Origin of the sequence: Paucilactobacillus wasatchensis, from assembly GCF_000876205.1 — a bacterium.
Classification (GTDB): domain Bacteria; phylum Bacillota; class Bacilli; order Lactobacillales; family Lactobacillaceae; genus Paucilactobacillus; species Paucilactobacillus wasatchensis.
In genome coordinates this window covers 14,012-39,944 of the sequence record NZ_AWTT01000014.1, presented here as the reverse complement: position 1 = coordinate 39,944, position 25,933 = coordinate 14,012, and the positions used below count along the sequence as shown (strand labels likewise).

The 25,933-nt window shown below is 40.1% G+C and carries 25 protein-coding genes; 3 read left to right on the top strand and 22 right to left on the bottom strand.

What is annotated here, in order from left to right; translation table 11 throughout:
• Positions 1–27 precede the first annotated feature (27 nt).
• The 18 genes from rbfA to WDC_RS03765 all read right to left on the bottom strand — a co-directional run bounded on the left by rbfA (position 28) and on the right by WDC_RS03765 (position 20,111).
• Positions 28–384: a 30S ribosome-binding factor RbfA gene (rbfA, locus tag WDC_RS03850; RefSeq protein WP_044010493.1), complete on the bottom strand. Its 357-nt coding sequence runs from the start codon at positions 382–384 to the stop codon at positions 28–30.
• A 46-nt stretch (positions 385–430) separates the two neighbouring features.
• Complete coding sequence (infB, locus tag WDC_RS03845; protein WP_044010492.1) at positions 431–3,079, bottom strand: translation initiation factor IF-2; 2,649 nt, start codon at positions 3,077–3,079, stop codon at positions 431–433.
• 14 nt (positions 3,080–3,093) lie between these two features.
• Positions 3,094–3,396 carry a L7Ae/L30e/S12e/Gadd45 family ribosomal protein gene (locus WDC_RS03840; protein WP_044010491.1) on the bottom strand — a complete coding sequence of 101 codons (303 nt, stop codon included), beginning with the start codon at positions 3,394–3,396 and terminating at the stop codon, positions 3,094–3,096.
• Positions 3,389–3,685, bottom strand: a complete 297-nt coding sequence (rnpM, locus tag WDC_RS03835; RefSeq protein ID WP_044010490.1) for an RNase P modulator RnpM — start codon at positions 3,683–3,685, stop codon at positions 3,389–3,391. The genes WDC_RS03840 and rnpM overlap by 8 nt, the downstream gene beginning before the upstream one ends.
• Before the next feature lie 19 nt (positions 3,686–3,704).
• Positions 3,705–4,823: a transcription termination factor NusA gene (nusA, locus tag WDC_RS03830; RefSeq protein ID WP_044010489.1), complete on the bottom strand. Its 1,119-nt coding sequence runs from the start codon at positions 4,821–4,823 to the stop codon at positions 3,705–3,707.
• An 18-nt stretch (positions 4,824–4,841) separates the two neighbouring features.
• Entirely contained in the window at positions 4,842–5,315 is a 474-nt protein-coding gene (gene rimP / locus WDC_RS03825) for a ribosome maturation factor RimP (protein ID WP_044010487.1), read from the bottom strand.
• A 136-nt stretch (positions 5,316–5,451) separates the two neighbouring features.
• Positions 5,452–9,756, bottom strand: a complete 4,305-nt coding sequence (locus tag WDC_RS03820) for a PolC-type DNA polymerase III (protein WP_044010486.1) — start codon at positions 9,754–9,756, stop codon at positions 5,452–5,454.
• Between the two features lie 92 nt (positions 9,757–9,848).
• On the bottom strand, positions 9,849–11,558 hold the full coding sequence (locus WDC_RS03815; protein WP_044010485.1) for a proline--tRNA ligase: 1,710 nt from the start codon (positions 11,556–11,558) through the stop codon (positions 9,849–9,851).
• A 21-nt stretch (positions 11,559–11,579) separates the two neighbouring features.
• Complete coding sequence (gene rseP / locus WDC_RS03810; protein ID WP_044010484.1) at positions 11,580–12,854, bottom strand: RIP metalloprotease RseP; 1,275 nt, start codon at positions 12,852–12,854, stop codon at positions 11,580–11,582.
• A 24-nt stretch (positions 12,855–12,878) separates the two neighbouring features.
• Positions 12,879–13,664, bottom strand: coding sequence for a phosphatidate cytidylyltransferase (locus WDC_RS03805; RefSeq protein WP_044010482.1), 786 nt, complete (start codon positions 13,662–13,664; stop codon positions 12,879–12,881).
• A gap of 24 nt (positions 13,665–13,688) precedes the next feature.
• Positions 13,689–14,465, bottom strand: coding sequence for an isoprenyl transferase (locus WDC_RS03800; RefSeq protein WP_044010481.1), 777 nt, complete (start codon positions 14,463–14,465; stop codon positions 13,689–13,691).
• 193 nt (positions 14,466–14,658) lie between these two features.
• A complete protein-coding gene (gene frr / locus WDC_RS03795) occupies positions 14,659–15,222 on the bottom strand; it encodes a ribosome recycling factor (protein ID WP_044010480.1) in 564 nt (187 codons plus the stop codon).
• The gene (gene pyrH / locus WDC_RS03790; protein ID WP_044010479.1) at positions 15,209–15,946 is read right to left on the bottom strand and encodes a UMP kinase; all 738 of its coding nucleotides are present in this window, start codon (positions 15,944–15,946) and stop codon (positions 15,209–15,211) included. The genes frr and pyrH overlap by 14 nt, the downstream gene beginning before the upstream one ends.
• Before the next feature lie 91 nt (positions 15,947–16,037).
• A complete protein-coding gene (gene tsf, locus WDC_RS03785; protein ID WP_044010477.1) occupies positions 16,038–16,916 on the bottom strand; it encodes a translation elongation factor Ts in 879 nt (292 codons plus the stop codon).
• Positions 16,917–17,023: 107 nt separating this feature from the next.
• Positions 17,024–17,830, bottom strand: coding sequence for a 30S ribosomal protein S2 (rpsB, locus tag WDC_RS03780; protein ID WP_044010476.1), 807 nt, complete (start codon positions 17,828–17,830; stop codon positions 17,024–17,026).
• A 158-nt stretch (positions 17,831–17,988) separates the two neighbouring features.
• Positions 17,989–18,987 carry a D-2-hydroxyacid dehydrogenase gene (locus WDC_RS03775; RefSeq protein ID WP_044010475.1) on the bottom strand — a complete coding sequence of 333 codons (999 nt, stop codon included), beginning with the start codon at positions 18,985–18,987 and terminating at the stop codon, positions 17,989–17,991.
• Between the two features lie 82 nt (positions 18,988–19,069).
• Positions 19,070–19,360: a GIY-YIG nuclease family protein gene (locus tag WDC_RS03770; RefSeq protein ID WP_044010473.1), complete on the bottom strand. Its 291-nt coding sequence runs from the start codon at positions 19,358–19,360 to the stop codon at positions 19,070–19,072.
• Positions 19,350–20,111, bottom strand: a complete 762-nt coding sequence (locus tag WDC_RS03765; RefSeq protein ID WP_044010472.1) for a tRNA1(Val) (adenine(37)-N6)-methyltransferase — start codon at positions 20,109–20,111, stop codon at positions 19,350–19,352. The genes WDC_RS03770 and WDC_RS03765 overlap by 11 nt, the downstream gene beginning before the upstream one ends.
• 98 nt (positions 20,112–20,209) lie before the next feature.
• Here WDC_RS03765 and WDC_RS03760 point away from each other — a divergent pair, with 98 nt between their 5' ends.
• Complete coding sequence (locus WDC_RS03760) at positions 20,210–20,848, top strand: lysophospholipid acyltransferase family protein (RefSeq protein ID WP_044010471.1); 639 nt, start codon at positions 20,210–20,212, stop codon at positions 20,846–20,848.
• A 41-nt stretch (positions 20,849–20,889) separates the two neighbouring features.
• Here WDC_RS03760 and WDC_RS03755 read toward each other — a convergent pair whose 3' ends face one another.
• Both WDC_RS03755 and WDC_RS03750 read right to left on the bottom strand, forming a co-directional pair.
• The gene (locus tag WDC_RS03755) at positions 20,890–21,117 is read right to left on the bottom strand and encodes a YneF family protein (RefSeq protein ID WP_044010469.1); all 228 of its coding nucleotides are present in this window, start codon (positions 21,115–21,117) and stop codon (positions 20,890–20,892) included.
• 160 nt (positions 21,118–21,277) lie between these two features.
• The gene (locus WDC_RS03750; RefSeq protein WP_044010468.1) at positions 21,278–21,529 is read right to left on the bottom strand and encodes a DUF896 domain-containing protein; all 252 of its coding nucleotides are present in this window, start codon (positions 21,527–21,529) and stop codon (positions 21,278–21,280) included.
• A gap of 174 nt (positions 21,530–21,703) precedes the next feature.
• Between WDC_RS03750 and lexA the strand changes: the two genes are divergently transcribed.
• A complete protein-coding gene (lexA, locus tag WDC_RS03745) occupies positions 21,704–22,333 on the top strand; it encodes a transcriptional repressor LexA (protein ID WP_044010467.1) in 630 nt (209 codons plus the stop codon).
• 70 nt (positions 22,334–22,403) lie between these two features.
• Here lexA and WDC_RS03740 read toward each other — a convergent pair whose 3' ends face one another.
• Positions 22,404–23,825 (bottom strand): NAD-dependent succinate-semialdehyde dehydrogenase, encoded by a 1,422-nt coding sequence (locus WDC_RS03740; RefSeq protein WP_044010466.1) that lies wholly within the window; start codon positions 23,823–23,825, stop codon positions 22,404–22,406.
• A gap of 213 nt (positions 23,826–24,038) precedes the next feature.
• On the opposite strand from WDC_RS03740, the gene WDC_RS03735 reads away from it, so the two are divergent.
• A complete protein-coding gene (locus tag WDC_RS03735; protein ID WP_044010496.1) occupies positions 24,039–24,656 on the top strand; it encodes a CadD family cadmium resistance transporter in 618 nt (205 codons plus the stop codon).
• Positions 24,657–24,700: 44 nt separating this feature from the next.
• Here WDC_RS03735 and WDC_RS03730 read toward each other — a convergent pair whose 3' ends face one another.
• A complete protein-coding gene (locus tag WDC_RS03730; protein WP_044010465.1) occupies positions 24,701–25,858 on the bottom strand; it encodes a hydroxymethylglutaryl-CoA synthase in 1,158 nt (385 codons plus the stop codon).
• Positions 25,859–25,933: the final 75 nt, after the last annotated feature.

Genomic DNA, 25,933 nt, shown 5'->3' with positions numbered 1-25,933 from the left:
TCAACCTGAGTTGATTTCTTTTTTTGACTAGTCCTTATGTTTTAAATCATTTAATAGTTGATCAATTCGTGAACCATATTGAACTGACTGGTCTCGTTCAAAGTGTAGTTCTGGCGTTCTGAAAATATCTAACCGAGCACCCAACTCACTGCGGATTAAGCCCGTTGCTTTATCCAAACCAGTTTGTGCCTTTTGGCCATCAGATGCTTTATCAGACAACAAACTATAATAAATCGTTGCTTGTTGTAAATCACCAGTGACTTCAACACCGGTAATTGTGATTCCCTGAACTCGTGGATCACGAACCCGCTTGAGTAAAATATCATCAACTTCGCGTTGAATTTCTTGGCTCAAACGACCAACCCGATAATGTTTATCAGCCATGTTTTATCTCCCATCTATTCGAAGCTACATTCATCTTGGCGCAACCTTATTCGACTGGGACTTCCTTCATCACGTAGGCTTCAATGACATCATTCATCTTAATGTCATTGAAATTTTCAATCGTTAAACCAAGCTCGAAGCCAGATTTAACTTCCTTAACATCATCCTTAAAGCGTTTCAGACTACCTAATTTACCTTCGTAAACAACCACGCCATCACGAATTAACCTGATGTTAGCATCGCGTGTAATACTACCAGAAGTAACTACTCCACCAGCGATAGTACCAATTTTGGAAGCTTTATACAGCTCACGAACTTCAACTTCACCAGTTATTTGTTCTTCATAGACTGGTTCAAGCATCCCCTTCATGGCAGATTCAACTTCATCAATGGCATTGTAGATTACTCGATGTAATCGAATATCGACATCTCCACTATCAGCCTGTGATTTAGCCTGTGGCGTTGGGCGAACATTAAAGCCAATAATAATGGCATTTGATGCTTCTGCCAAAGTAACATCACTTTCGTTAATGGCTCCAACGGCAGTATGAATAATATCAACCCGAACCCCATCAACCTTGATTTTCTTCAAACTTTGCGCCAATGCTTCAACAGAACCTTGAACGTCTGCCTTAATAATAATTGGCACTGATTTCATTTCGCCTTCTTTAAGCGAATCAAACAAGTTATCTAAGGTAACGTGGTTGGTGTTAGACCGTTCAGCAACAAGCGCACGTTTAGCACGTTCTTCTCCTGCGGCACGAGCAGTCTTTTCGTCATCAAAGACGATGAATCGATCCCCTGCTTCAGGAACATCATTCAATCCAGTAATTTCAACTGGTGTAGAAGGAGTTGCATCTTTAATCCGACGCCCTAATTCATTGGTCATTGTTCGAACACGACCATAGGTATTTCCGACTACCACAGGATCCCCAACATGCATGGTCCCTTGTTGAATTAACAGTGTTGCCACTGGCCCTTTTCCCTGATCCAAGCGAGCTTCAACAACTGAACCGGCAGCGTGTTGGTCAGCGTTTGCCTTTAATTCCATCACTTCGGCCTGCAGTAAAATCATGTCCAATAATTCATCTAAATTCTTACCAAATTTAGCAGAAATTTGAACAAAGATGGTTTCACCGCCCCAATCTTCAGGGACCAGGCCATATTCTGTTAATTGTTCAATCACATGGTTTGGATTAGCACCGGGCTTATCAATCTTGTTAACAGCCACAATAATTGGTGTTTTGGCTGCCTTTGCATGGTTGATAGCTTCGATTGTTTGTGGCATTACGCCATCATCCGCCGCAACCACCAACACGGTAATATCGGTAATATTGGCTCCCCGAGCCCGCATTTCAGTAAATGCAGCATGTCCGGGAGTATCCAAGAAGGTGATCAATTTCTCATTATATTTAACCTGATAGGCACCAATCGCCTGTGTAATCCCGCCGGCTTCTCCTTCAGTCACGTGTGTGTGGCGAAGTTTGTCCAGTAAGGTGGTTTTACCATGGTCAACGTGGCCCATCACTGTAACAACTGGGGGACGTGGTGTCGCATTTTCTTGATTACTTTGTTCGTCATCGAAGAACTTATCAATATCAGCCACATCAACTTCTAGTTTTTGTTCCGCATTGATCCCATAGTCAGCAGCTAAAATCTCAATCGTATCCTTATCAAGTGACTGGTTTTGGTTGACCATTACACCTAACATGAATAATTTCTTGACGATTTCCGCTGGTTCACGATGCAAGATTTTGGCTAAATCTTGTGCGTTCATGCCTTCAGAATAAACCAGTGTTTCTGGTAATGGCCATTCTTTTCTGGTTGGTGCGGGCTGATTATTAGTCTCTTTTATCCGTAAGTTACGGTTCTTTTTCTTGTTCTTCTTGAACCGATTATTATTTTTATTGTAACGACCCTGATTATTATTTAAGCTGCCACCAAAGCGCCCGCCACCATTATGTCGGTTGGCTGGTCGTTGTGACGAAGTGTTGCCGCCACGGTTGTTGTTATTATTGCTAAATCGACCATTCGATTGCCCACCACTAGTTGGTCGTTGTTGATTATTAGTTGGCCGATTATGTTGTTGGTTAGAACCATTTTGCCCACTTGGACGATTATTATTACTATGCTGCGTCGTTGTTGTGTGATTTGACTGTGATTGACCACCACGATTAGAGTGTTGTTGATTTACATTAGAATGTTGACTAGCATTCGAATTAGAACGCACATTGTTTGTGTGGGTCCGATTGGTATTTGAATGAGTCGCATTTGTATGTGTTGTTGTTGAACTTTGCCGGTTCGTTACACTATGGTGGCTTGACGTTGCATTTTGCCGATTTGATGTGTTACGACTGCTGGTATGTTGTTGGCTGGCAGAATGTTGTTGGCCAGTCGTAGTGCTGTGATGTGTTGCTGCACCGTTAGACGCTTGATTTGTGGCACTGGATTTTGCAGTTGTCGCCTGTGCTGCGTCCGGCTTAACTGAAGTAGTCTTAGCACTACTACTTGCCTTGCTGGCTGATTTTGCGCTGTTACCGCCCTTAACTGCAGTTCTTAGTGTTTTTGCTTGATTCTCATCGACTGATGACATATGGTTTTTGACTTCGATACCTTGCTTTTTTGCAATTGCAACAATATCCTTGCTGGCAACGTTGAGTTCTTTCGCTAATTCATAAATTCGTTCTTTCCCCATATCTTCACGCTCCTTTACATGTTCAGCAACTCCTTAAATTTACGTGCAAATCCCGCTTGCGTCACTGCATAAACAGTTCGCTTTTGGCCGGTTGCTTGATTAAGTTGCTGTTTGTTAAAAGTCATATCATATTTGATTTGATAGAACTGACATTTATCTTGAAATTTTTTACTACTGGCATCACCAGTATCTTGGGCAATAAAAACCAACTTAGCGCTCTGATTTCGAATTGCCTTTAACACCGTTTCTTCGCCGGAAATTAACTCAGCTGCACGACGGGCAATGCCCAACAGATTTAAAATTGCTTGTTTATTCATTGTTAAATAGTTCTCGTCTGGCTTGTTGATGATCGACATATTGAATCAGTTCATCATAGAAACGATCGTCAATCTTGACACTAAATGCCTGGTCAAATGTACGTTTTTCTTTTGCTTGTCTCGCAATAGCAACATCGACTGCAATATAAGCACCCCGGCCTGGTTTTTTCCCAGTTTCGTCAAGGGAAACTTCATTTTCCTTATTTTTAACAACTCTCACTAACTCTTTTTTGGGCATCATTTCACCGGTGACAATATCTTTACGCATCGGGATTTTACGTTGTTTCACTGTGATCACTCCCTTTTAACTATTCTTCACTATCATCTGCTGGTGACTCTGGGTCAACATTTTCATCTGTCAACTCGCTTTGAGTTTCATCAGACTGGTCACCATTAATCTCTGACTCTGGTTTAATATCAATTTTGAAATTTGTCAACCGTGCAGCTAGCCGTGCGTTTTGTCCCCGCTTTCCAATTGCTAATGATAGTTGGTAATCAGGAACAATCACTGTACAAGCCCGATCATTTTCTTCATCAAAAATGACATCTAATACTTCTGCTGGATTCAATGCGTTAGCAATATATTGAGCTGGATCATCAACCCATTCCACAATATCCATGTTTTCGCCGCCCAATTCGTTAACAATTACTTGAACTCGTTGGCCTCGAGGGCCAACACAGGTGCCGACAGCATCAATATTAGGATCATTAGAACGAACTGCAATTTTGGCACGGTCACCCGCCTCACGGGCAATGGAAACAATTTCAACCACACCATCATAGATTTCTGGCACTTCTTTTTCAAACAGACGCTTCAGCAGTTCAGGGGCAGTACGACTAACAAATACTTGTGGTCCCTTGGTACTATTTTCTACCTTAGTCACAAACACCTGGATGCGATCATGCATTTTGTAAGTTTCGTTTGGCATTTGGTCTTGACTACTCATGACCGCTTCAACATTGCCTAAATTAACGTAGGTGAACCGGCTATCTTGACGTTCCACCACGCCAGTGACGATCTCATTTTCATACTGACTGTACTGTTCATATATCACACCACGTTCAGCTTCTCGAACGCGTTGCATAATCACTTGTTTAGCAGTTTGTGCGGCAATCCGGCCAAAATTTTGGGGTGTCACTTCAAACCGAATTTCATCGCCCAATTCGTAACCACGATTAATCTTAACGGCTTCTTTTAAACTAACTTCAAGCCGCTTATCTTCAACCTCTTCGAGCACTTTTTTGACAGCATAGATCTTAATGTTGCCTTTTTTATCATCAAAGTCGACTTCTACATTTTGTGCCTGACCATAGTTTCGTTTATAGGCAGAAACCAATGCAGCTTCCAGTGCTTCAACAACAACTTCTTTTTTGATGCCTTTCTCTTTTTCTAAGGCATCAAGGGCCTCAACTAGTTCTTTGTTCATTTTATTTTACTCCTTGCTCTAAAATTTAATTGCTAACCGTGCTTTGGCAATTTTGTCACGTGCGATCACAATTTGCTTATGGCGCGTTTTATCTAAATAATCCAAGGTTAATTCGCTAGCAGTTAATTTCACTAATGTACCTTCATAAACCTTAGCGCCATCAATTGCTTGGTATAACGAAATGTGAATATATTTATTTAACGCCTGCTGATAATCCGCGTCCTTTTTAAGGGGACGTTCAGCTCCTGGAGAAGAAACTTCCAGGAAATACGCTTGCGGTATTGGATCTGGATCGAGTGCATCAAGTTTTTCACTCAATTCATCACTGACCATTGCACATTCTTCAATTGTAATGCCCGCTGGTTTATCAATATAAACACGTAAATACCAGCCTTGCCCTTCTTTAACGAATTCCAGATCATATAATTCGAACTGTTTCTCCATTAAAATTGGCCTAACCAGTTGTGTTACAGTCTCAACCACACTGCTCACAACGACACCTCCAACATTTTTGCAATAAAAAGAGCGAGCATTTCTGCTCACTCACTTACGAGTTTTAATTACCCATATAATATAACATATCAGCGCTTTTATTTCAACTGTGACAAACTAGCTCCAACGTGCGTGGTTAGAATAACGACAGCTGGTTTTCATCAGGTAAGCCATCTAACACATGATTAACCGTCATAAAATCAATTAATGTTTTTGATACTTTACCGCGGTTGGACAAGTCCTCTTTTGATAAGAATTCTTTTTCTTCTCGCGCCGCCACAATTTGCTTGGCAACGTTTAACCCCAGCCCGGGTAACGCTCTAAACGGAGCAATCAAACGATTGCCATCAATAATCCAATTAGTAGCATCCGAGCGATCGAGATCAACCATTTCGAATTCGTAGCCACGCTCTAACATTTCATTGCCAAGTTCAAGAACGGTTAGTAACCCTTTTTCCTTGGCCGAAGCATCGTTACCCTTGCCATTAATTTCTTCCATTGCAGCCTTGATCGACTCCTTGCCATGTGCCATAGCCACAATATCAAAATCATCGGCACGAACTGAGAAATAGGCGCAGTAATATACTAATGGAAAATAAACTTTAAAATATGCAATGCGCAGCGCCATCAAAATATAAGCAGCGGCATGAGCTCGTGGAAACATGTATTTGATTTTTAAGCAAGAGTCAATGTACCAATCTGGCACATCTGCTTCTTTCATTTTAGCTTGCCATTCATCGGGAATACCTCGGCCCTTACGGACATGTTCCATAATTTGAAACGCAATTTCAGACTCCATCCCGTAATTAATTAAATCGGTCATGATGTTATCCCGACAACCAATTACGTTGGCAATTGTAGCTGTACCGTTTTTGATCAATTCCTCTGCATTACCTAACCACACATCAGTTCCGTGAGATAGGCCAGAAATTTGTAATAACTCGGAGTAGTTACTAGGATGCGTTTCTTCTAACATTCCGCGAACAAAGCGAGTCCCAAATTCTGGTACTCCCAACGTTCCCGTCTTAGAGAAAATTTGATCTTCCGTGACCCCTAAGATATCTGGGCTAGAAAATAAACTCATGACACCAGGATCGTCAGTCGGGATGGTCTGTGGATCAATTCCTGTCAAATCTTGTAACATCCGGATCATCGTTGGGTCATCATGGCCCAAAATATCAATTTTTAAAATATTATCGTGAATTGAATGAAAATCAAAATGGGTTGTTTGCCAGGCCGCACTTTGGTCTTCAGCTGGATATTGCACCGGTGTAAAGTCATAAATATCCATATAATCAGGAACAACAATAATTCCAGCAGGGTGTTGTCCCGTAGTTCGCTTTACTCCAGTGGCCCCTTTAGATAATCGATCGATTTCAGCATTACGAAATTGTTGTTCAGTATCTCGTTCATATGCTTTGACGTACCCATAGGCTGTTTTATCAGCCACAGTTCCAATTGTTCCCGCGCGATAAACATTTTTTTCACCGAATAACACTTTCGTATAGTTATGAGCAATTGGTTGATAATCACCAGAAAAGTTTAAATCAATATCTGGCACTTTATTACCGGTAAACCCTAAGAACGTTTCAAACGGAATATTATGCCCATCTTTAATCATCATTGTGCCACATTCAGGACATTCCTTGTCAGGTAAGTCGTAACCAGAACTATATTCACCTTTGGTATAAAAATGACTGTACTGACAATTTGGACAACGATAGTGAGGAGGTAATGGATTAACTTCAGTAATCCCAGTCAGGGTAGCCACAATACTAGAGCCAACCGAACCACGAGAACCAACTAAATAGCCGTCCTTGTTCGACTTAGCCACTAGCCGCTGAGCAATTAAATAAATCACGGAAAATCCGTTGCCAATGATACTTTTTAATTCACGATCCACCCGGTGTTGAACCAGCTTTGGCAATGGATCCCCGTACCATTTCTTGGCTGTAGCCAAAGTACGATTTTTGATTTCGTCTTCAGCGCCTTCCATTTTTGGAGTGTACAGTTTATCTTTTAACGGATGAATTACCTCAATTTGATCGGCAATTTTATTTGAATTTTCAACCACAATTGTTTGAGCAGTTTCCTCGCCCATAAACGCAAAGGCGTCTAACATTTCATTAGTGGTGCGGAAATGAACGTCAGGCAATTGGTGGCGATTAAGTGGGTTAGCACCACCTTGCGAATGAATCAAAATTTTACGATAAATACTATCTTCTTTGTTAATGTAATGAACATCACCCGTGGCGACCACCGGCTTATCAAGTTCTTTACCTATCTCAACCATGTTCATCAGAATCTCTTCAAGATTAGCATCATCTTTGATTAGTTGATCTTCAATCAATGGTGCGTAGACCGCTTTGGGTTGCACTTCAATAAAATCATAAAATCGAGCTTTTTCTAACGCCTCAGCACGTCCTTTTTGCATGATCGCTGTAAAAACCTCGCCTGACGAGCAGGCAGTCCCTAACAACAGCCCTTGACGGTACTTGATTAGTTGACTGCGCGGAATTCGCGGTACCCGATAAAAATAATCAACGTTAGATAATGAAACCAATTTAAATAGATTTTTCAATCCTGCCTGTGTTTGAGCCAAAATTGTGACATGAAATGGGCGTGCGTGCCGGTACGCTCCGTGATCACTCATATGATCGTTTAACTGTTCATGAAATTCGATTTGGTATGTCTCTTCGGCTTCCTTTAAGAATAAATGTAATAAATGTCCGGTCGACTCAGCATCATAGATTGCCCGGTGATGATGTTCAAGGGCAACACCAAATTTTTTTGCTAACGTGTTAAGCCGATAGCCCTTCAATTCTGGGTATAAAAAGCGTGCTAATGTTAATGTATCAATAATCGGATTTTTAATTGATTCCATGCCATAGCGTGCATAGCCAGTATTCATAAAGCCAACATCAAACGTTACGTTATGACCGGCAACGATTGTGTCGCCACAAAAATCCCTAAACAGTTTGAATACTTCTTCTTCTGTTTTGGAACCACGCACCATATCATCAGTAATGCTGGTCAAGTTAGTAGTTGTGTCAGATAAATGAAAACCTGGATCGATGAACTCTTCAAATTCTTCTAGTACACCGCCATTTTTCATTTTTACGGCCGATAGTTCGATTACCTTGTCATAAATAGCTGATAAACCGGTTGTTTCAACATCAAAGATAACGTATGTATTATCCTTCAGTGGAACATGTGCAGAATTGTATCCAATTGGTACCCCATCATCAACAACGTTGGCTTCAACGCCATAAATCATCTTTAGATCGTTTTTTTCAGCAGCATGAAACGCATCTGGAAATCCTTGCACACCGGCATGATCAGTAATCGCAATGGCCTGATGGCCCCATTTTTTTGCCTGGGCTGCAAACTCTGTGATTGAATTGGTAGCATCCATTTGACTCATTGTGGTATGCAAATGTAATTCAACTCGTTTTTGACCTTCAGTTGTATCTTGTCGTTCAGGATGGAAAACGGCATTAATATCATAAGCGTTAATTGTTAGATCCCGCATAAACGTGTCCTCTTGAACCGGACCCCGCACTTTAATCCAGCTGCCCTCTTCAATAGCAGCAAATTGGGCTTCATCATCTTCATTCCGCGAAAACTTTTTGATTGTAATTGAAGAAGAATAATCTGTAATTTCTAAAATTAGCAGTTGTCGTTTGGAACGTAATGTGCGGATCTCTTTATTAAAAATGTACCCCTCAACAATGACAGATCGTTCCTCTTCTGTAATATCCGCCAATCGCCTGGTGGCCTCATCGGAATTAATCTTGCGACCTAATCTAGCTGGCCCATCGATTTTAGGTGTTTTTTGTTGTTTACTGGCAGTTTTAATTTGAGCAGCCGCCTTTGCAGCTAACTGCGCATCCCGTTTTTCTTGTGCAACTTTTAAAGCTTGAATTTGCGCCTCAGAGGCACTTTCATCAATCATTGTATGGATTGCAAACTTAGGGAACCCTAGTTGCTGATACAATTCTTCAATGGAACCTAGCGCTTGATTAACTAAGAAATCACGAACAATTTCATTTTCAGCCACAAACATAACCCGATCATCAGTGACATTTGGCACTCCATGGGAGCATAGTTCTTTAATCAATGGAGAATTAACTCCGCTATTAGTTACCACATAAGTCCAATAATCAGCGATTAGTCGTTGGTCGAGACTGTCCATTCCTGTGCTGATGATAATCTTCGTTTGTGCAATTGAATTAAACCCTATATTAAGGGCATTAGTAAATTCTTGAAAAAGTTCAAACGGCAACACCTGATCAAAATGCAGATGAAATTCCCATACTTTTGATTGTTGGTGGACAATTACTTGTTCAATTGTAGCATTATCGAATGCTGCATTTTTTGGGTCACTAAAACTAATTTGTTCCAACAATTTTTTAAAAAGTTCTTGCTGATTTAAGCTCAACTCACTGCCTCCTCAAACCAAAAAATGTGATGGTTAAATGCTCGATTAATTATTCGAAACAATTTACCATCACATTTGACACTTTAATTAACTTATTTATTTGTCTTTAACAATATTCCAATCGTGCTTTCTAATTCTTCTTGCTTAACTTCAACTGTTTCACCAGTTTTACGAATTTTGATTTCAACAATACCGTCTTCAGCTTTTTTACCGACTGTGACACGCAGTGGAATACCAATCAAATCAGAATCGGCAAACTTAACCCCTGCACGTTCAATCCGGTCGTCTAGTAATACTTGATAACCAGTTTGCTGTAATTGTGTTTCAATCGTTTCTGCCAAGTCTTTTTGTTCCTCTTTTTTCATATTGATTGGTACCACATGAATATCGAAAGGAGCAATGCCCATCGGCCAAACTAATCCATTTTCATCCGCATATTGTTCCGCAATCGCCGATAGCAATCTCGTAACTCCAATACCATAGCTCCCCATAATAACGTCTTTTTGACGACCATTTTGGTCCAACACTTGGGCGTTGAGCGCTTTGGAATAACGAGTTCCCAGTTTAAATATATGACCGATTTCGATACCACGAGTAAATTGTAATTCGCCCTCGCCATCAGGTGATATTTCACCCGGTTGAGCCATTTTGAAATCGCCAAATTCATCAACTCTGAAATCCCGTTCAATATTAGCATTTACATAATGATATCCGTCTTCATCAGCGCCTACAGCCACATTAACCATATCGCCCACATATTGATCAGCTAAAATGGTCACATCTTCACCAACCCCAACTGGGCCTAAAGAGCCAAATGATGCATGTAAATATTTTTTGGTTTCTGCAGGTGTTGCCATTTCTAACGAATCAGCATGCAAGAAGTTAGTTACTTTGACTTCATTAACTTCATGATCACCACGAACTAGAACCATAACTGGCTTTTCATCCGCCATAAAGAACAATGTTTTCACTAGTCCACTGGCATCGGTTTTTAAAAATTCGGCTAGTTCAGCTACAGTTTGGACACCAGGTGTTTTAATTTTTTCCAAATCAGCTAAGGCAGCATGTGACTTTTTACTGGTAAATTTGTTAGTAGCCATCTCTAAATTTGCAGCATATTCACTTTTATCTGAATAAGCAATTGTATCTTCACCAACAGCAGCAATGGCAGAAAATTCCTTTGAATCACTACCGCCCATGGCACCTGCATCTCCGATAATAGTCTTAAACTCAAGCCCACATCGTTCGAAAATATTATTATAGGCACTTTCCATTTGCTTATAGACTGTATCTAAGCCTTCTTCATCAACAGTAAATGAATATGCATCCATCATTTCAAATTCACGGCCACGTAATAAACCGTAGCGCGGGCGATCTTCATCACGATATTTAGGCTGCAATTGATATAATGTTAGTGGTAATTTTTTGTATGATTTTAGACTGTCCCGAATCACTTCTGTAAAGGTTTCTTCATGCGTAGGACCCATGATAAAATCACGTTCGTGGCGATCCTTGAATTTAAATAAATTTTCACCGTAGCTGTCATAACGATCTGATTGCCGCCACAAATCAGCAGGTAAAATTGCAGGCATTAACATTTCAACTGCATCAATTTTATCCAATTCTTCACGAATAATATCCTCAATCTTGCGTAACACCCGATGTGCAAGCGGTAAATATGCGTAAACTCCAGCAGACACTTGATATATGTATCCTGCTCGCAACATCATCTGGTGACTCAGTGCCTCCGCGTCGCTTGGTGCTTCTTTTAACGTTGAAATTAACATTTTTGACTGTTTCATGAATGTGACTCCCCTTTTATCTTATCTAAAAAAATATCGTTGAATATCGTTCCAGGTTACCAAAATCATTAGTAACATCATTAAACCAAATCCAATCAGTGTCACAATTCCCTCAGTTTGTTCTGGCAATGGTTTACGACGGATTGCTTCAATAATATTGAGTACTAGTTTTCCACCATCCAATGCTGGAATTGGCAATAAATTCACGATTCCTAGATTAATTGACAAAACCGCCAAGAAATTCAACACTCCCGTGATACCTAACGCAGTTGCTTGTGAAGTACCTGCATAAATTGCAACTGGGCCACCAAAATCATTCAGGTTAAAACCGTGAGTAATCATATGACCAAGGACACTAAATATCAACGTAAATACTGTGACAAATCTGGTCCAGCCATAATTAACCCGTGCACTAAAACTCGTAACGAGCTTTTCTTGAATGCCAATTTGGCCTACTTTCTCTCCACTTTGTGTCACTGCTTTTGGAGTTAACTTGATTTTTTGCTGTTTTTGATTTCGTTCAATCGTAATTGTAATTTTTTTGTTGGGATAATTTGAAATCGTGGTCCCCAACTTTTCCCAATCACCCGTTTTAGTTTGGTTAACTTTAACAATGGCATCGCCGGCTCTTAACCCGGCCTTGGCTGCCACTGATTTTTGTGTCACCTCACCAATCACATTGGTATTATTCGGAATCCCAGGTAACACAAATCCCAACCCGACGAAAACAACTAGAGCCAATATAAAATTATTCATCGGACCAGCAAAGTTAGTCATCATTCGATGTGGTAAACTAGCTGATTGAAATTGAACATCTCGAGGTGCAATTCGCACCTCAGTCCCATCACTTTCAATAATTGTAGCGTCGTGATTTACGGAGTATCGTTTTAATTCAGACTCGTCGCCATTGACATACCCTTCAATCCACAACTCATCAACTAAGTCAGCCGCTGCAACTTGCAATGGCAGTCCTGAAAAAAGAGCAGTCTTATTACTGGCATTAATACTACTGACTTGCTGCTGGTCATCCAATTGTAAGCTAACAGGAGTCCCAGGTTTAAGAACATCATCGTCGTCATCTTGGGCCCCCGCCATGCGAACATAACCACCAAGCGGTAAGATTCGGACGGTGTAGGTGGTCCCGTTTTTTCGGTGCCACCACACCTTTGGTCCCATTCCAATTGAAAATTCGCGCACTAAAATACCTGAACGTTTGGCAAAGTAATAATGGCCAAACTCATGGACTAATACCAACACACCGAACACAATAATAAATGCAATAATTGTTACTATCAAAGGAATCCCTTCTTCTTCACTTAGTTAGACTATGCCTAATAAATGAAGCATTGGCATAACTAGCAACATACTGTCAAATCGATCCAAAATACCACCATGACCCGGTAGTATTTTCCCTGAATCTTTGACACCATAAAATCGTTTCAGTGCGGATTCAACCAAATCACCAAACTGACCTACAATTGATAAAATCAAAGTTAAGCCAATCATGACAACCCAGCTATAACCAACTGGGAAGAACCACAGATAGATCGCCAAAATTATTGTTGCTGCAACTGTACCACCAATGGAGCCTTCCCATGTTTTGTTTGGACTAACCTTTGGTGCCAGTTTATGCTTGCCAAACCGCTTGCCAAGCATGTACGCACCGCTATCAGTCAACCACACAATCAGCATTGCATACAATAAAGTGGTTAAACCGTCCGCTCTGGCTGTCACAAAATAGTGAAACCCAGTGCCAATATAAAGCATTGCCAACGTTAATACACCAGCATCATCAAACGAAAACCGTGTTTTTTGAACCACGGTGTGAAGCAATACTAGCACAACCAAAATATAAAATAAAAATAATCGATTTAGACCGTCAGGCAAAAAATTTAGCCAATTATCTGGTAGTACCATTAAGATCAAACCCAAATTACTAACAATGGCCTCAAAAGATACTAACAACATTTTTTTCATAATCAAAATTTCATTAATTGCAATTAGACCTAATACTAGTGCCGCAATTGTTAGTGGCAAACCGCCATAGACAATTAGCGGGATAAAAATTATTAGCGCAACTACCGCTGTAATGACACGTTGTTTCATTGTTTGTCCCCACTCATTTCCAATTTAATTTTGTAAACCACCAAACCTGCGATGCCGTCCCTGGTACTCAATAATCGCATTTTCTAACGACTGCTGATTAAAATCTGGCCAATGTTCTGAAACGAACACAAACTCACTATATGCAAGTTGCCACAACATAAAGTTACTAATTCTCTGTTCGCCACTTGTCCGAATGATCAGCTCAGGGTCCTCGAACTCGCCAAGTTGGTTGGTCATCAAATGTTCGGCAACTGTTGATTCATCAATCTGGCTAATTTTTAGTTGTTCATCCTTAACTAATTGTGCCAATTGCTGAATTGCCTCCACAATTTCTGCCCGACCACCATAGTTAAGTGCAAAGTTTAAAACCATACCATTGCACTCACTAGTATCCTTAATGGCATCATTAACCGCTTTTTGGGTTGCAACTGGAAGTTTAGTAATATCACCCATCACACTAACTCGAACATTATGCTTAATTAGATCCGGCACAAATGTTTGAAAGAAGCGGACTGGTAATTGCATTAGATAGTTTACTTCATCGGCTGGTCGTTTCCAATTCTCCGTTGAAAAAGCGTACAACGACAGCACTTTGACCCCTAATTGACTTGCAGCAATTGCAATTTTTTTGACCGTCTGCATGCCTTCTTTATGACCCGCAACACGTGGTAAATGTCGTTGATTTGCCCAGCGCCCATTACCATCCATAATAATAGCGATATGAGCCGGAATCTTGTTGCGATCAATAATAGGTTGTTTGGCAGAATCATCACCCTGATTTTTTTTGAATTTAGCGAACAATTATTTGCCTCCACGAAAAAATAAAAAACGAATACACCATATTCTAGCAAAAATACGCCCATGAAACTAGTGGCATTCAAGTCAACCGCCCATGACTCATAAATAAAACCCCAACGATTCGCGATTTTAACATTCAATCTAACGATCTTGAGGTTTTATTTAGTGGAATCTTTATATTTACCTTCGTTAAAAATTAACCTTGCAGTAATTCTTTTTCCTTATCGTCAGCGACCTGATCTAAATTTTTAATTCCTTGATCAGTCAGTTTTTGTACTTTATTCTCTAACTCATGAAATTCGTCATCATTGAAATCGCCATCTTTGTTGCCTTTTTTCAAAGCTTCCATGGCATCTCGCCGAATATTACGCACAGCGACTTTAGCTTTTTCGTTTTCAGCCTTAACATCTTTAGCTAGCTCTTTTCGTCGTTCCTCCGTTAATTGTGGAATTACTAATCGAATTGCAGTGCCATCATTGGCAGGAGTTAGCCCTAAATCTGAAGCAAAAATTGCTTGTTCTAGATCTTTTAGCACTGATTTATCAAATGGTGTAATTAACAAAACCCGTGGCTCTGGAATAGTGATCGACGCCATTTGGTTAATTGGTGTTTGCGCACCATAATAATCAACCGTAACTCGGTTTAAAATACTTGCATTGGCACGACCAGCCCGAATATTACCTAATTCACGTTGTAATGACTCAGCTGATTTTTCCATTTTATCTTGTGCTTCACTTAAAATTGCTTTACTTGTTGCCATCTTTATTTCCCCTTACAGTTGTACCGATTTTTTCACCACGAACGACACGCATGATATTACCTGATTGATTTAAATTAAACACAACCAACGGAATGTCATTGTCCATTGATAACGAACTTGCGGTTGAATCCATCACATGAAGATTCTTTTGAATGATATCAAAGTGAGTTAAAGTATCAAATTTAACAGCTGAAGGATCTTTATTAGGATCGGCTGAATAGACCCCATCAACCCCGTTTTTAGCCATCAGAATAGCGTCTGCATTGATTTCCGCAGCCCGTAATGCAGCGGTTGTATCAGTTGAAAAGTACGGGCTACCAGTTCCCCCTGCAAAAATCACAATTCGATCCTTCTCAAGGTGACGAACAGCCTTCCGGCGAATATATGGTTCAGCAATTTGCCGCATTTCAATTGAAGTTTGGACGCGCGTTGGTACACCAATCGACTCCAGACTATCCTGCAGCGCAAGTGCATTCATAATCGTGGCCAACATGCCCACATAATCTGCCTGCGCGCGTTCCATTCCCATCTGTGCACCTGCTTCGCCGCGCCACATATTACCGCCACCGACAACAATTGCAACCTGCACACCCATATCATGCACTTGTTTTAGTTCCTGTGCAACCGTTTTGATCACTGGTGGATTGATGCCAAAACCTTTGTTACCAGCCAATGCTTCTCCACTTAATTTTAGGATTACTCGTTTGTACTTTACGTCATCCATCGTTAATTGTCCTCCTAGAAAACTTTGTCACATCACTATTTAATATCAACATTCAGAAAAAAAGACGTACAAAACGTACGCCCCCAATGTGTTAATCCTTAATTTGACCCATTACTTCATCAACAAAGTTATCAGCTTTTTTCTCAATTCCTTCGCCAACTTCATAGCGGACAAATGACTTCAATTTGCCACCCTTAGAAGCAACGTACTTAGCCACAGTCATATCTGGATCTTTAACAAATTCTTGGTCAGCTAAACTAATTTCAGCCAAGAACTTGTTCAAACGACCAGTTACCATTTTTTCAACAATATTTTCAGGCTTACCTTCGTTCAATGCCTCTTTAGTCAATACTTCACGTTCATGTGCTAAACGATCTTGTGGAACATCGTCACGAGAGACAAACTCAGGGTTAACAGCAGCAACATGCATTGCCACATCCTTAGCGGTCGCTTCATCAGCACCTTCAATTACAACTAGTGCACCAATGCTACCACCCATATGGAGGTAAGCACCAAAGTTTTCGTTGTCTGCTTTGGTTAAAACAGTGAATCGGCGTAAATTGATCTTTTCACCAGTCACTTGAGTGGTTTGAATAATTTGATCATTTAAAGTACCGTCATCCGTTGCTAATGCAAGTGCTGCAGCAACATCGGCTGGATCGTTTTGTGCAATTTCAGTAGTTACTTGATCAAGCAATCCTTTGAACTGGTCGCCGCCAGACACAAAGTCGGTTTCTGAATTTAGTTCGACAATTGCAGCTTTTGAGCCAACGACCTTGATATCAGTTAATCCTTCTGCAGCCACACGACTACTCTTCTTAGCGGCTTTGGCAATTCCCTTTTCACGCAGAAAATCCGTTGCCTTGGCCATGTCGCCTTCAGTTGCCACCAATGCCTTTTTAGCATCCATCATTCCGACACCAGTTTTTTTTCGTAATTCCATAACTTGAGCTGCTTTAATTTCTGCCATTTTAATAGTCTCCTTAACTTACTAAAGTGATTGATTAAACAAAAAAACTGTCCCCTAGATCTCAGGCCAATATGGTCCTAATCACTACGAGACAGCCTAAGTATTAATTATTTGTCTTCAGATTTTTTTCCTTCAACAGTATCCTTCAAATCTTTTAATGATTCGCCTGTAACTGTCTTATCTTCAGCTGGTTCAGCAGCTGGTTGTTGTTCCTCTTGTGCTTGATCATCAGCGCCTTGATTACCCTCAACAACAGCGTCGGCCATCTTAGAAGTAATTAAACGAACGGCACGAATTGCATCATCATTAGAAGGAATAATAACATCGATATCGTCTGGGTCAGTGTTTGTATCGACCATCGCGACGATTGGAATGTTTAGCTTTTGGGCTTCCTTAACAGCAATTTGTTCCTTGTGTGGATCCACAATAAACATTACATCTGGAATCCGTGGCATATCTTCGATACCACCCAAGAACTTTTCAAGCTTTTCACGTTGCTTAGTTAATAATGAGACTTCCTTCTTAGGAAGAACATCAAAACGACCATCTTCAGACATCTTCTTGATATCTTTCAAACGACTAATCCGTGTTTGGATCGTGTCCCAGTTAGTCAAAGTTCCACCTAACCAACGATGGTTAACGAAATATTGACCAGCACGGGTAGCTTCCTCTTCGATTGCATCTTGTGCTTGTTTCTTAGTACCAACAAACAATACAATCCCACCATCAGCTGCTGTGCCCTTAACAAAATTGTAAGCTGAATCAATCATCTTAACAGTTTTTTGTAAGTCAATGATGTAAATACCATTACGCTCCGTAAAGATATATGGTTTCATCTTAGGGTTCCAGCGACGTGTTTGGTGTCCGAAATGAACACCAGCTTCTAATAATTGTTTCATGCTAATAACTGACATGAATAGTACCTCCAAATAGTTTTTTTCCTCCCTACCGCTCAATTAACTTGAGAACTCATTGAGCACCACTCAAATTATCACAGTAGGTGTGAATTGATGTTTGACCACCGCTAATAAGTATACAAAAAAGGCCCGCCAGACGCAAGCCTTTTTATTTTTTATCTGAATGAAACTAAATTTTTAGCTTTTCCGGTTTCAATTAGCTCTTTATTACTGTCTAAACTAATATTAACCATATTTTTAACTGAAATATCTGTATAAAAAGCAGTATGTGGTGAAATTAAGACGTTATCACGCGCAAATAAATTTGAGAAAACCGGATAATCGATGGTTTTGCCCTTCAAGTCACGATTGAAAACTTTTGTTTCATCTTCTAATACATCTAACGCAGCTCCAGCCACTTTTTTGCTATCTAGTGCATCAATCAATGCTTGTTCATCAATCAATGGTCCCCGAGCAGCGTTAATAATGAACATACCATCATTCATTTGAGCAAATGCCTGTTCATTAAGCATATGTGTTGTTTCAGTGAATAATGGAATGTGCAAAGTTATCACTGTCGCTTGTCGATATAATTCCTCCAACGAATCAACGTACAGTTCCTGTTTTTCAATTGCTTCATTATGAAATTTGTCATACGCAATCACTTTGGCGCCGAAACCTTGATAAATTTTAATTGCGGCACGACCAATATTACCAGTTCCCACTACACCAACAACTTGCTGATTTAATTCCTGTGACATTTGCGGCGCCCAGCGAAAGTCTTGTTGAGCAAATTTGCGTTCGTACTCTTTCGTTCGACGCAACAGCTGCATCAATTGCGTAACTGTAAATTCAGCAATCGCTGGCGGCGAGTATACGGGCACATTAGTAATTTTCATTCCGAGTTTTTTTACCATAGCCGCATCAACATTGTCCACTCCTACATTCCTGAGTGAAACATTTTTAATGCCCAGGTCACTTAATCGTTGCAAAATTGTACCAGAATACGATTTTTGCTGAAATACAACAACACCATCCGCCCCATTTGCCAGTGCTGCACTTGTTTCATCCAGTAAACCGGGTTCTAGCTGTAATTCAATTTGTGGATTTGCGGCTTGCCATGCATCAAAATATGGTCGCTCATCTTGTCGGACTCCATAAGCAACAATTTTCATTAACTTCCACCTCCGTAATTTTTACCTATTCAGTATAGCAAATTCAAACTGACAAACCCATTAAAATGATTTCAGCTAAAAATTATTTAATCATTAGTTTTTGCCAATTGATTTGATGAGCGGCCAAAAACTGTTCCTTTTTGCTTCTCGTTTGATGTTTAAATTGATATTCTGCCTTCATTGCTTCGGACTTTGAGCCAAACCGTTGTGAATAAATCAAGTGCAGTGGATGCCGCTTTTTGACCCGCGTATATTTGGCCCCTAACCCTGCCTCATGAGTGGCAAACCGGCGAATCACATCATCCGAATAGCCACCATAAAACGTATTATCTGCGCAATATAGAACATAAAAATAATATGCTTTATTTTCCATACAACATCGCCTGTACTTCCTGGGTATATTCATTTTCGTCAGTTGAAACTACGAGTGGTGGCACAATTCTAATTCCACCCGGGCGGCCGTCTTTAATAAATTCAATTAACACCATATTCGCTTCACGATCTGGCTTTGGATGAATGAATCGAATTCGTTTGGGCATTAAACGATATTTAGTTGCTTGTTGCAAAATCTCTGCCAGTCGATCTGGACGATGAACCAAATAGCCACGACCATTCATTTTCAACAAGCCACTCATGGCCGTTAACACTCCGCCCAAGTTGATCGTTAGTTCATGCCTAGCGATCGCCAAATATTGGTTTGGATTTTTCTTACTGTTGGGTAAATCTGTAAAATAGGGTGGATTACAAACAACGATATCCGCAGAATCTTTCGTTAGATTCGTGAAAATATCTTTGATATCCAGATTCAATACGGTATACCGTTGCTCTAGCTGATTTAGTGCCACGCTACGTTTAGCCATATCTGCTAGTCGCGGTTGCAATTCAACTTGAGTAAAGTGACCAGCCAATTTAGCATGCAAAAATAGGCTGATTGCACCATTACCCGCACACAAATCTATAATTTGGTTGGCACTTTTTTGACTGGGCATCACAAAATCCGCCAATAACACCGCATCTAAGGAAAATGAAAAGACTTCTGGGCTTTGAATTATTCGTACATCCTGACTATATAATTGGTCGATTCTTTCGCCCGCTTTTAAAAATTGATCATCTTGTTCACTCATGACTGACTCCTGTTATTCTTACTTGCAACTTTAGCTTTTTTTTTGCATACTAGGGATTGTTTCAATTAACAACTTAAACTAATGGAGGAGCTTAAATAATGTTCTATTCATTTTTGCGGGTAATTGTCCGCATCCTAATTTATGTAATTAATGGTAAACCTAAATATCTTAACAAAAATAATTTACCACAAGGCAACTATATTTTAGTGGGACCACATCGCACCTGGTTTGAACCAGTCTATTATGCCCTCGCGGCTTCACCAAAAAAATTTAGTTTTATGGCCAAAGAAGAGCTCTTTAAAAATCCAATCATTCGTTTTATTTTAAATCACGCCAATGCTTATCCAGTCAACCGCACTAATCCAGGACCTTCAGCGATTAAGAAACCGGTCCGGCTGTTAAAGCAATCCGAACTAGCAACCATCATTTTTCCGACTGGTTCACGCTACTCAGCTGAAATGAAAGGTGGTGCACTCGTGATTGCAAAATTAGCGAGTGTGCCACTCGTACCCACAGTATACCAAGGACCACTAACCTTTAAAAGTTTATTTAAACGTGGCAAAGCTACCGTGGCATTCGGTAAACCAATTGAAATTGACCGTCACAAGAAGTTGACGGATGACTATCAGCACGAACTTGAGCAGCGAATGCAGACTGAATTCGAACGATTAGACAAACAAATCGATCCTAATTTCCATTATGAGATGCCCAAAAAACCAGCTGATGATCAATTCTAATTGATGCATGCAACAAAAAAAGACCGCTAAGCCGGTCTTTTTTAATTGCCCTTTTTAGATTGTGCTTGCATTGATTGCATCATTTGATGCAACTTCTTGGCAGATGGCTTTTGCCCCATTTGCAGCATCATCGTACGGAGCATATCTTCATTAATTGGTGGGTTGTTTTTTAAATAATTTTCCATGTACTTACGAGCACCGAAAAATCCGCCGACTAAACCGACTAACAATGCAACAACTAGTAATAATATCCAGATACCGGTAGACAAGATGTATCCCCCTTTTCTTATTCGTATTCATTTTAACAATTTAGTTGTCAACTGAACCCGAATGTTACCAAGTAGAAACTTTTACCTCTTGGATCGTTCAATACCTAATGGTACACAAAAAAGTGCGTGATGAAAAGATTAAATTTATCTTTTGCTAAAATTAATCGTCTCGCAAACCTTTTTGCCGTTGAATTTGTCTCACTTTTTCTGGCGTCACTTCTTTACCAGCCTTATCAAACACCTGCAGCATTTCAACGTTACTCTTAAATGCAGCTCTAAAATTACTTAAAAATTGAGCTCTTAGTTTTTTTCGTTCAGCTGTTTCTGCTTCTGTTAAACCCTCAGATTTAGCCTTATGTGCTAATTCATTAATTCGGTCAACCAATTTTTTTTCGTCTTCAGTTTGTGCCAATTTGATTCCTCCTTTGTTCGCTAACTGAAATATATCTGTTCCATCATAATCAATCAACTAATTTGATTCAAGTAACATGAATCAAAAAAATTGTTTAAAATACGAACACACGTTTGAAAGTCACTGATAACTATGCTATTGTAGAAGAAATGAAATGCATAATGAGGTGTGTAGATGTCAAAATCTGGTGAAAGCAAACAGTTAGCGGTACTCAATTTTATTCATGAACGTGTAACTGACCGCGGTTATCCCCCGACAGTCCGTGAAATTTGTGGTGCAGTCAATTTGTCCTCAACTTCCACAGTTCATGGCCATATTAACCGACTAATCAAAAAAGGTTTCCTTGAAAAAGATCCTTCTAAACCACGAGCATTAGAAATCACCCCGGCTGGCTTAGAATTATTGGGTGTAGAAGCGGAACAGGCACAGATCCCGTTACTGGGGGTTGTCACTGCTGGTGAACCAATCCTGGCCGTTGAAGAAGCGACCGACTATTTTCCAATCCCACCTACGCTGGCAAACACAGATGGTGATTTATTCATGCTGACTATCCGTGGTGAAAGTATGATTAATGCAGGAATCTTAAATGGCGATAAAGCAATTGTTAAAAAACAAGCCAGTGCCAAAAATGGTGACATCGTAATTGCGATGAACGACGATAACGAGGCCACCTGCAAACGATTTTTCAAGGAATCAGACCACTTTAGGTTGCAACCAGAGAATGACACAATGGCACCTATTATTTTGAAGAACGTTTCTATTTTGGGTGAAGTTGTAGGTTTGTTTAGAGATGAGATTTACTAATATGTACTAAAAAATAAGGGTGAAGCAAAATCTAAGTTTTTGCTTCACTCTTATTTTATTTGTGCAGTAGTTATTCAGGATCAGTGGCAACCAGCCCACCAGCCAAATTATCCATGTTAGGTTTAGTAGCAGTTACGATCAGTTGCTCATTAACAAAGGCATTCAAACCTAAGTCACTCATTTCACGACCATAGCCAGAATTCTTGACCCCACCAAAAGGTAATTCTGGCAGTGAAACCATAAAGTTGTTGACAAATACCATCCCTGTTTCGATCTTAGAGGCTACTTTCTCACCACGTTTTGGATCGCCACTAAACACGATACCGCCTAAGCCAAGATCCGAATCGTTGGCTAAATCAATTGCTTCTTGTTCACTGCTTACTTTGTAAACTTGAGCAACCGGACCAAACATTTCTTCCGAATAAGCTGGATTATCAGGCTTGATATCCGTCAAAATTGTTGGCTGGAAGAATTGACCTGATAAATCAACTGGTTCATTACCGTAAGCCAGGGTTGCACCCTTCTCAATTGCTTCATCCACTTGGGATTGTAATTTATCCTTAGCTTTTTCAGAATTCATAGGTGCCAATGTCGTTTGGTTGTCCATTGGATCACCAGGCTTTCCCTTAGCGAAATTTTCTTTTAGCTTAGCGACAAATTGATCGTATAAATTATCGGCAACAATAAATCGTTTTGAGGATGTGCAGACCTGACCAGCATTATACAAACGTGCCCGCCAAGCAATTTTTGTCACTTCATCAATATCCGCATCGTCTAATACGATAAATGAATCCGTGCCACCTAATTCCATTGTGTTTTTCTTCAGATTAAAACCAGCTGCTTTAGCAACACTTCTGCCACCACGTTCAGACCCAGTTAAAGCAACTCCCTGGATTCGTGGATCAGCAATCACATCACTAACTTGATCATAATTTAAGAATAGATTAGTAAGGCTGGCATCTGGTGCAGATGAGTCTTTCACAATTTTTTCAAATGCTAATGCAGAACCAGGGGTAATCGCCGCATGTTTTAATAACATTGGATTACCAACCATAAAGTTTGGCGCAAACACCCGCATGATTTGGTAATATGGGAAATTCCATGGTTCCACCATTAACAATGTCCCCAATGGATGCTTTTTCACCTGTGCATCCCCAGTTGCAATTGTTTCCAGTTTCTTTGTCTTCAATAACTCGGCCCCGTGATCAGCAAAATAATCAGCGATCATCGCGCAAAGTTCCACTTCACCTTTAGCTTCGCGAAGCAGTTTCCCCATATCCGTTACCATTGTTTTGGCCAAATCATCACTGTTTTGACGCATTAAGTCAGCAATTTCATGGAGCTGTTTGGCACGTGATTGAGGTACTTCTAATTTCCATTTATTGTATAAATCATTGGCGTTACTAAGAGCAGATTCAATCTGTTCTTGTGTGGCGTAGGGATATTCCTTAACTACTTCATTTGTATATGGGTTAACTGTTTTGTATGCCATTTTATATCCTCCTAAAAACGCTAGTTTCACAAACTAATTGTTCAGATCTAGTTATCTTAACAACCGCTTTCATTGTAGTATAAATAAAGGATTTGCGTCAAAATATAAGACTTGTAAATGAGTACACAAACAATTGATTGTGAAATTGTCAATGGACGTATAAGATGTGGTAAAATTGACCAATTGTTAATAAAATTTAGAAAGTGGCGTGTCATCCTGAAAACTATCATTACTGCTATTATCTTATACGTATCCACCTCTATCGATTTACTCGTCATCTTAATGTTAATATTTTCGAAATATAGATCGCCAGCACACAAGCATCAAATCTACATCGGCCAATTTTTGGGCTCGTACACCCTAATCCTCATTAGCATCTTTTTTGCTTTTATTCTCCACTACGTTCCTGCCAAATGGTTACTCGGTTTTCTGGGCCTAATCCCAATTGCGTTTGGAATTAGCTTCCTAGTTGGCAGTGAAGATGAAGCAGCTGAAGCCCGTGAGACGATTGAAAGACGTAAAAATAAAAATCTTATTGGCACAGTATTATTAATTACAGTTGCTTCTTGTGGTGCTGATAATATTGGCCTGTTCGTACCCTACTTTGTCTCACTAACCGTCTGGCAACTGCTCATCACATTGGTAGTTTTTACATTTTGTATTTACTTGTTAGTATGTTTAGGAGATAAATTTTCACAGGTTGATTTTGTTAAACCGTTTCTCGCTAAGTTTGGTGACTGGATTATGGCCATTATTTACATCGGCCTAGGAATCATGATTCTATGGGAGAGTGACACAATTGGACAGTTAATCAAACTGATCATAAAATAAGCCCACCTAAGAATTTAATCTTCGGTGAGCTTATTTGTTAGCATTTATTTATATATTCTTTGCTGATCCTTGATGCCGACTAACACATACTTGCTAGAATCGGCGGCAACATCCAGTTTAGTATCAGCCTTAGTGAAGCCAAGCTGCTGGTTAAATAGCCGTTCATATTCAGCCACAGTCACTTTGCTACGTTTATGCAGTAACGTTTTAATTGTGTCGCCAGCAACGTATTTTTGATAATCCGGTTGCAAAATTCCCGCATAAAACTCGCCTTCAGCACCAGAGCCATAGCTGAACAACCCAATTCGTTGACCCGCAGTCAAATCGGTATTTACCAATAACGATATCAAACTAAGATATAGTGACCCGGTATAGAGATTGCCAACTTCACGATTCAATTTCTGACTATGCGTTAAATTGGCACGTAGTCGAGCGGCCGTGTCATCATCACGATCTTGTAACACAGCTTCTAATGCCTTTTTTCCCATCTTAGTGAATGGTAAGTGAAATACCAATGCTGTAAAATCCTCTAATTTGCGATTCGTCTTTTGTTGGTATCGTTCTAACGTTGCTTTGAAGAAGTCAATATAGACGTTGGTAGAATATTTGCCATCCACCAATGCGTCAGTAGCGTACAACGGCCGCCAAAAATCCATAATATCTTGGCTGTATGAAACACTAGGATCTTCAATTGCCAACACATGTGGATTAGCACTGATCATCATTGCAACCGCACCACCACCCTGCGTCACTTCACCTGAAGTATTTAAGCCATAACGAGCAATATCAGCCGTAATAACCAAAACTTTTTCATCAGGATGCAGGCTAATCAACCCACGGGCAAATTGGATTGCCGCAGTTCCAGCATAACAAGCCTCTTTCATTTCAATTGTACGCACATAGTCATTTAGTTTCAGTAAGTGTTTGATATAGATTGCTGCCGCCTTTGAATTATCAATCCCTGATTCAGTCGCAACGATCACTGTCGACAAATGTTCACGGTCTGTCTCAGTTAAAATTTGCTCCGCTGCACTGGCGCCCATGGTGACAATGTCCTGGGTTGGTGGAATGACAGCTTGCTTTGCTTGGCCAATGCCAATTAAATACTTGTTTGGATCAACATCCCGCGCTTTCGCCAAATCATTCAAGTCTAGGTAGAGTGGCGTTGTATCAAAACCAAGTTTATCAATTCCAATTTGCATTGTTTTGGGGTCCCTTCTGGTGTCAATTTTCAAATTCAAGTTTAACATGAGTGCTGCTGTTCTACCCACTATTTT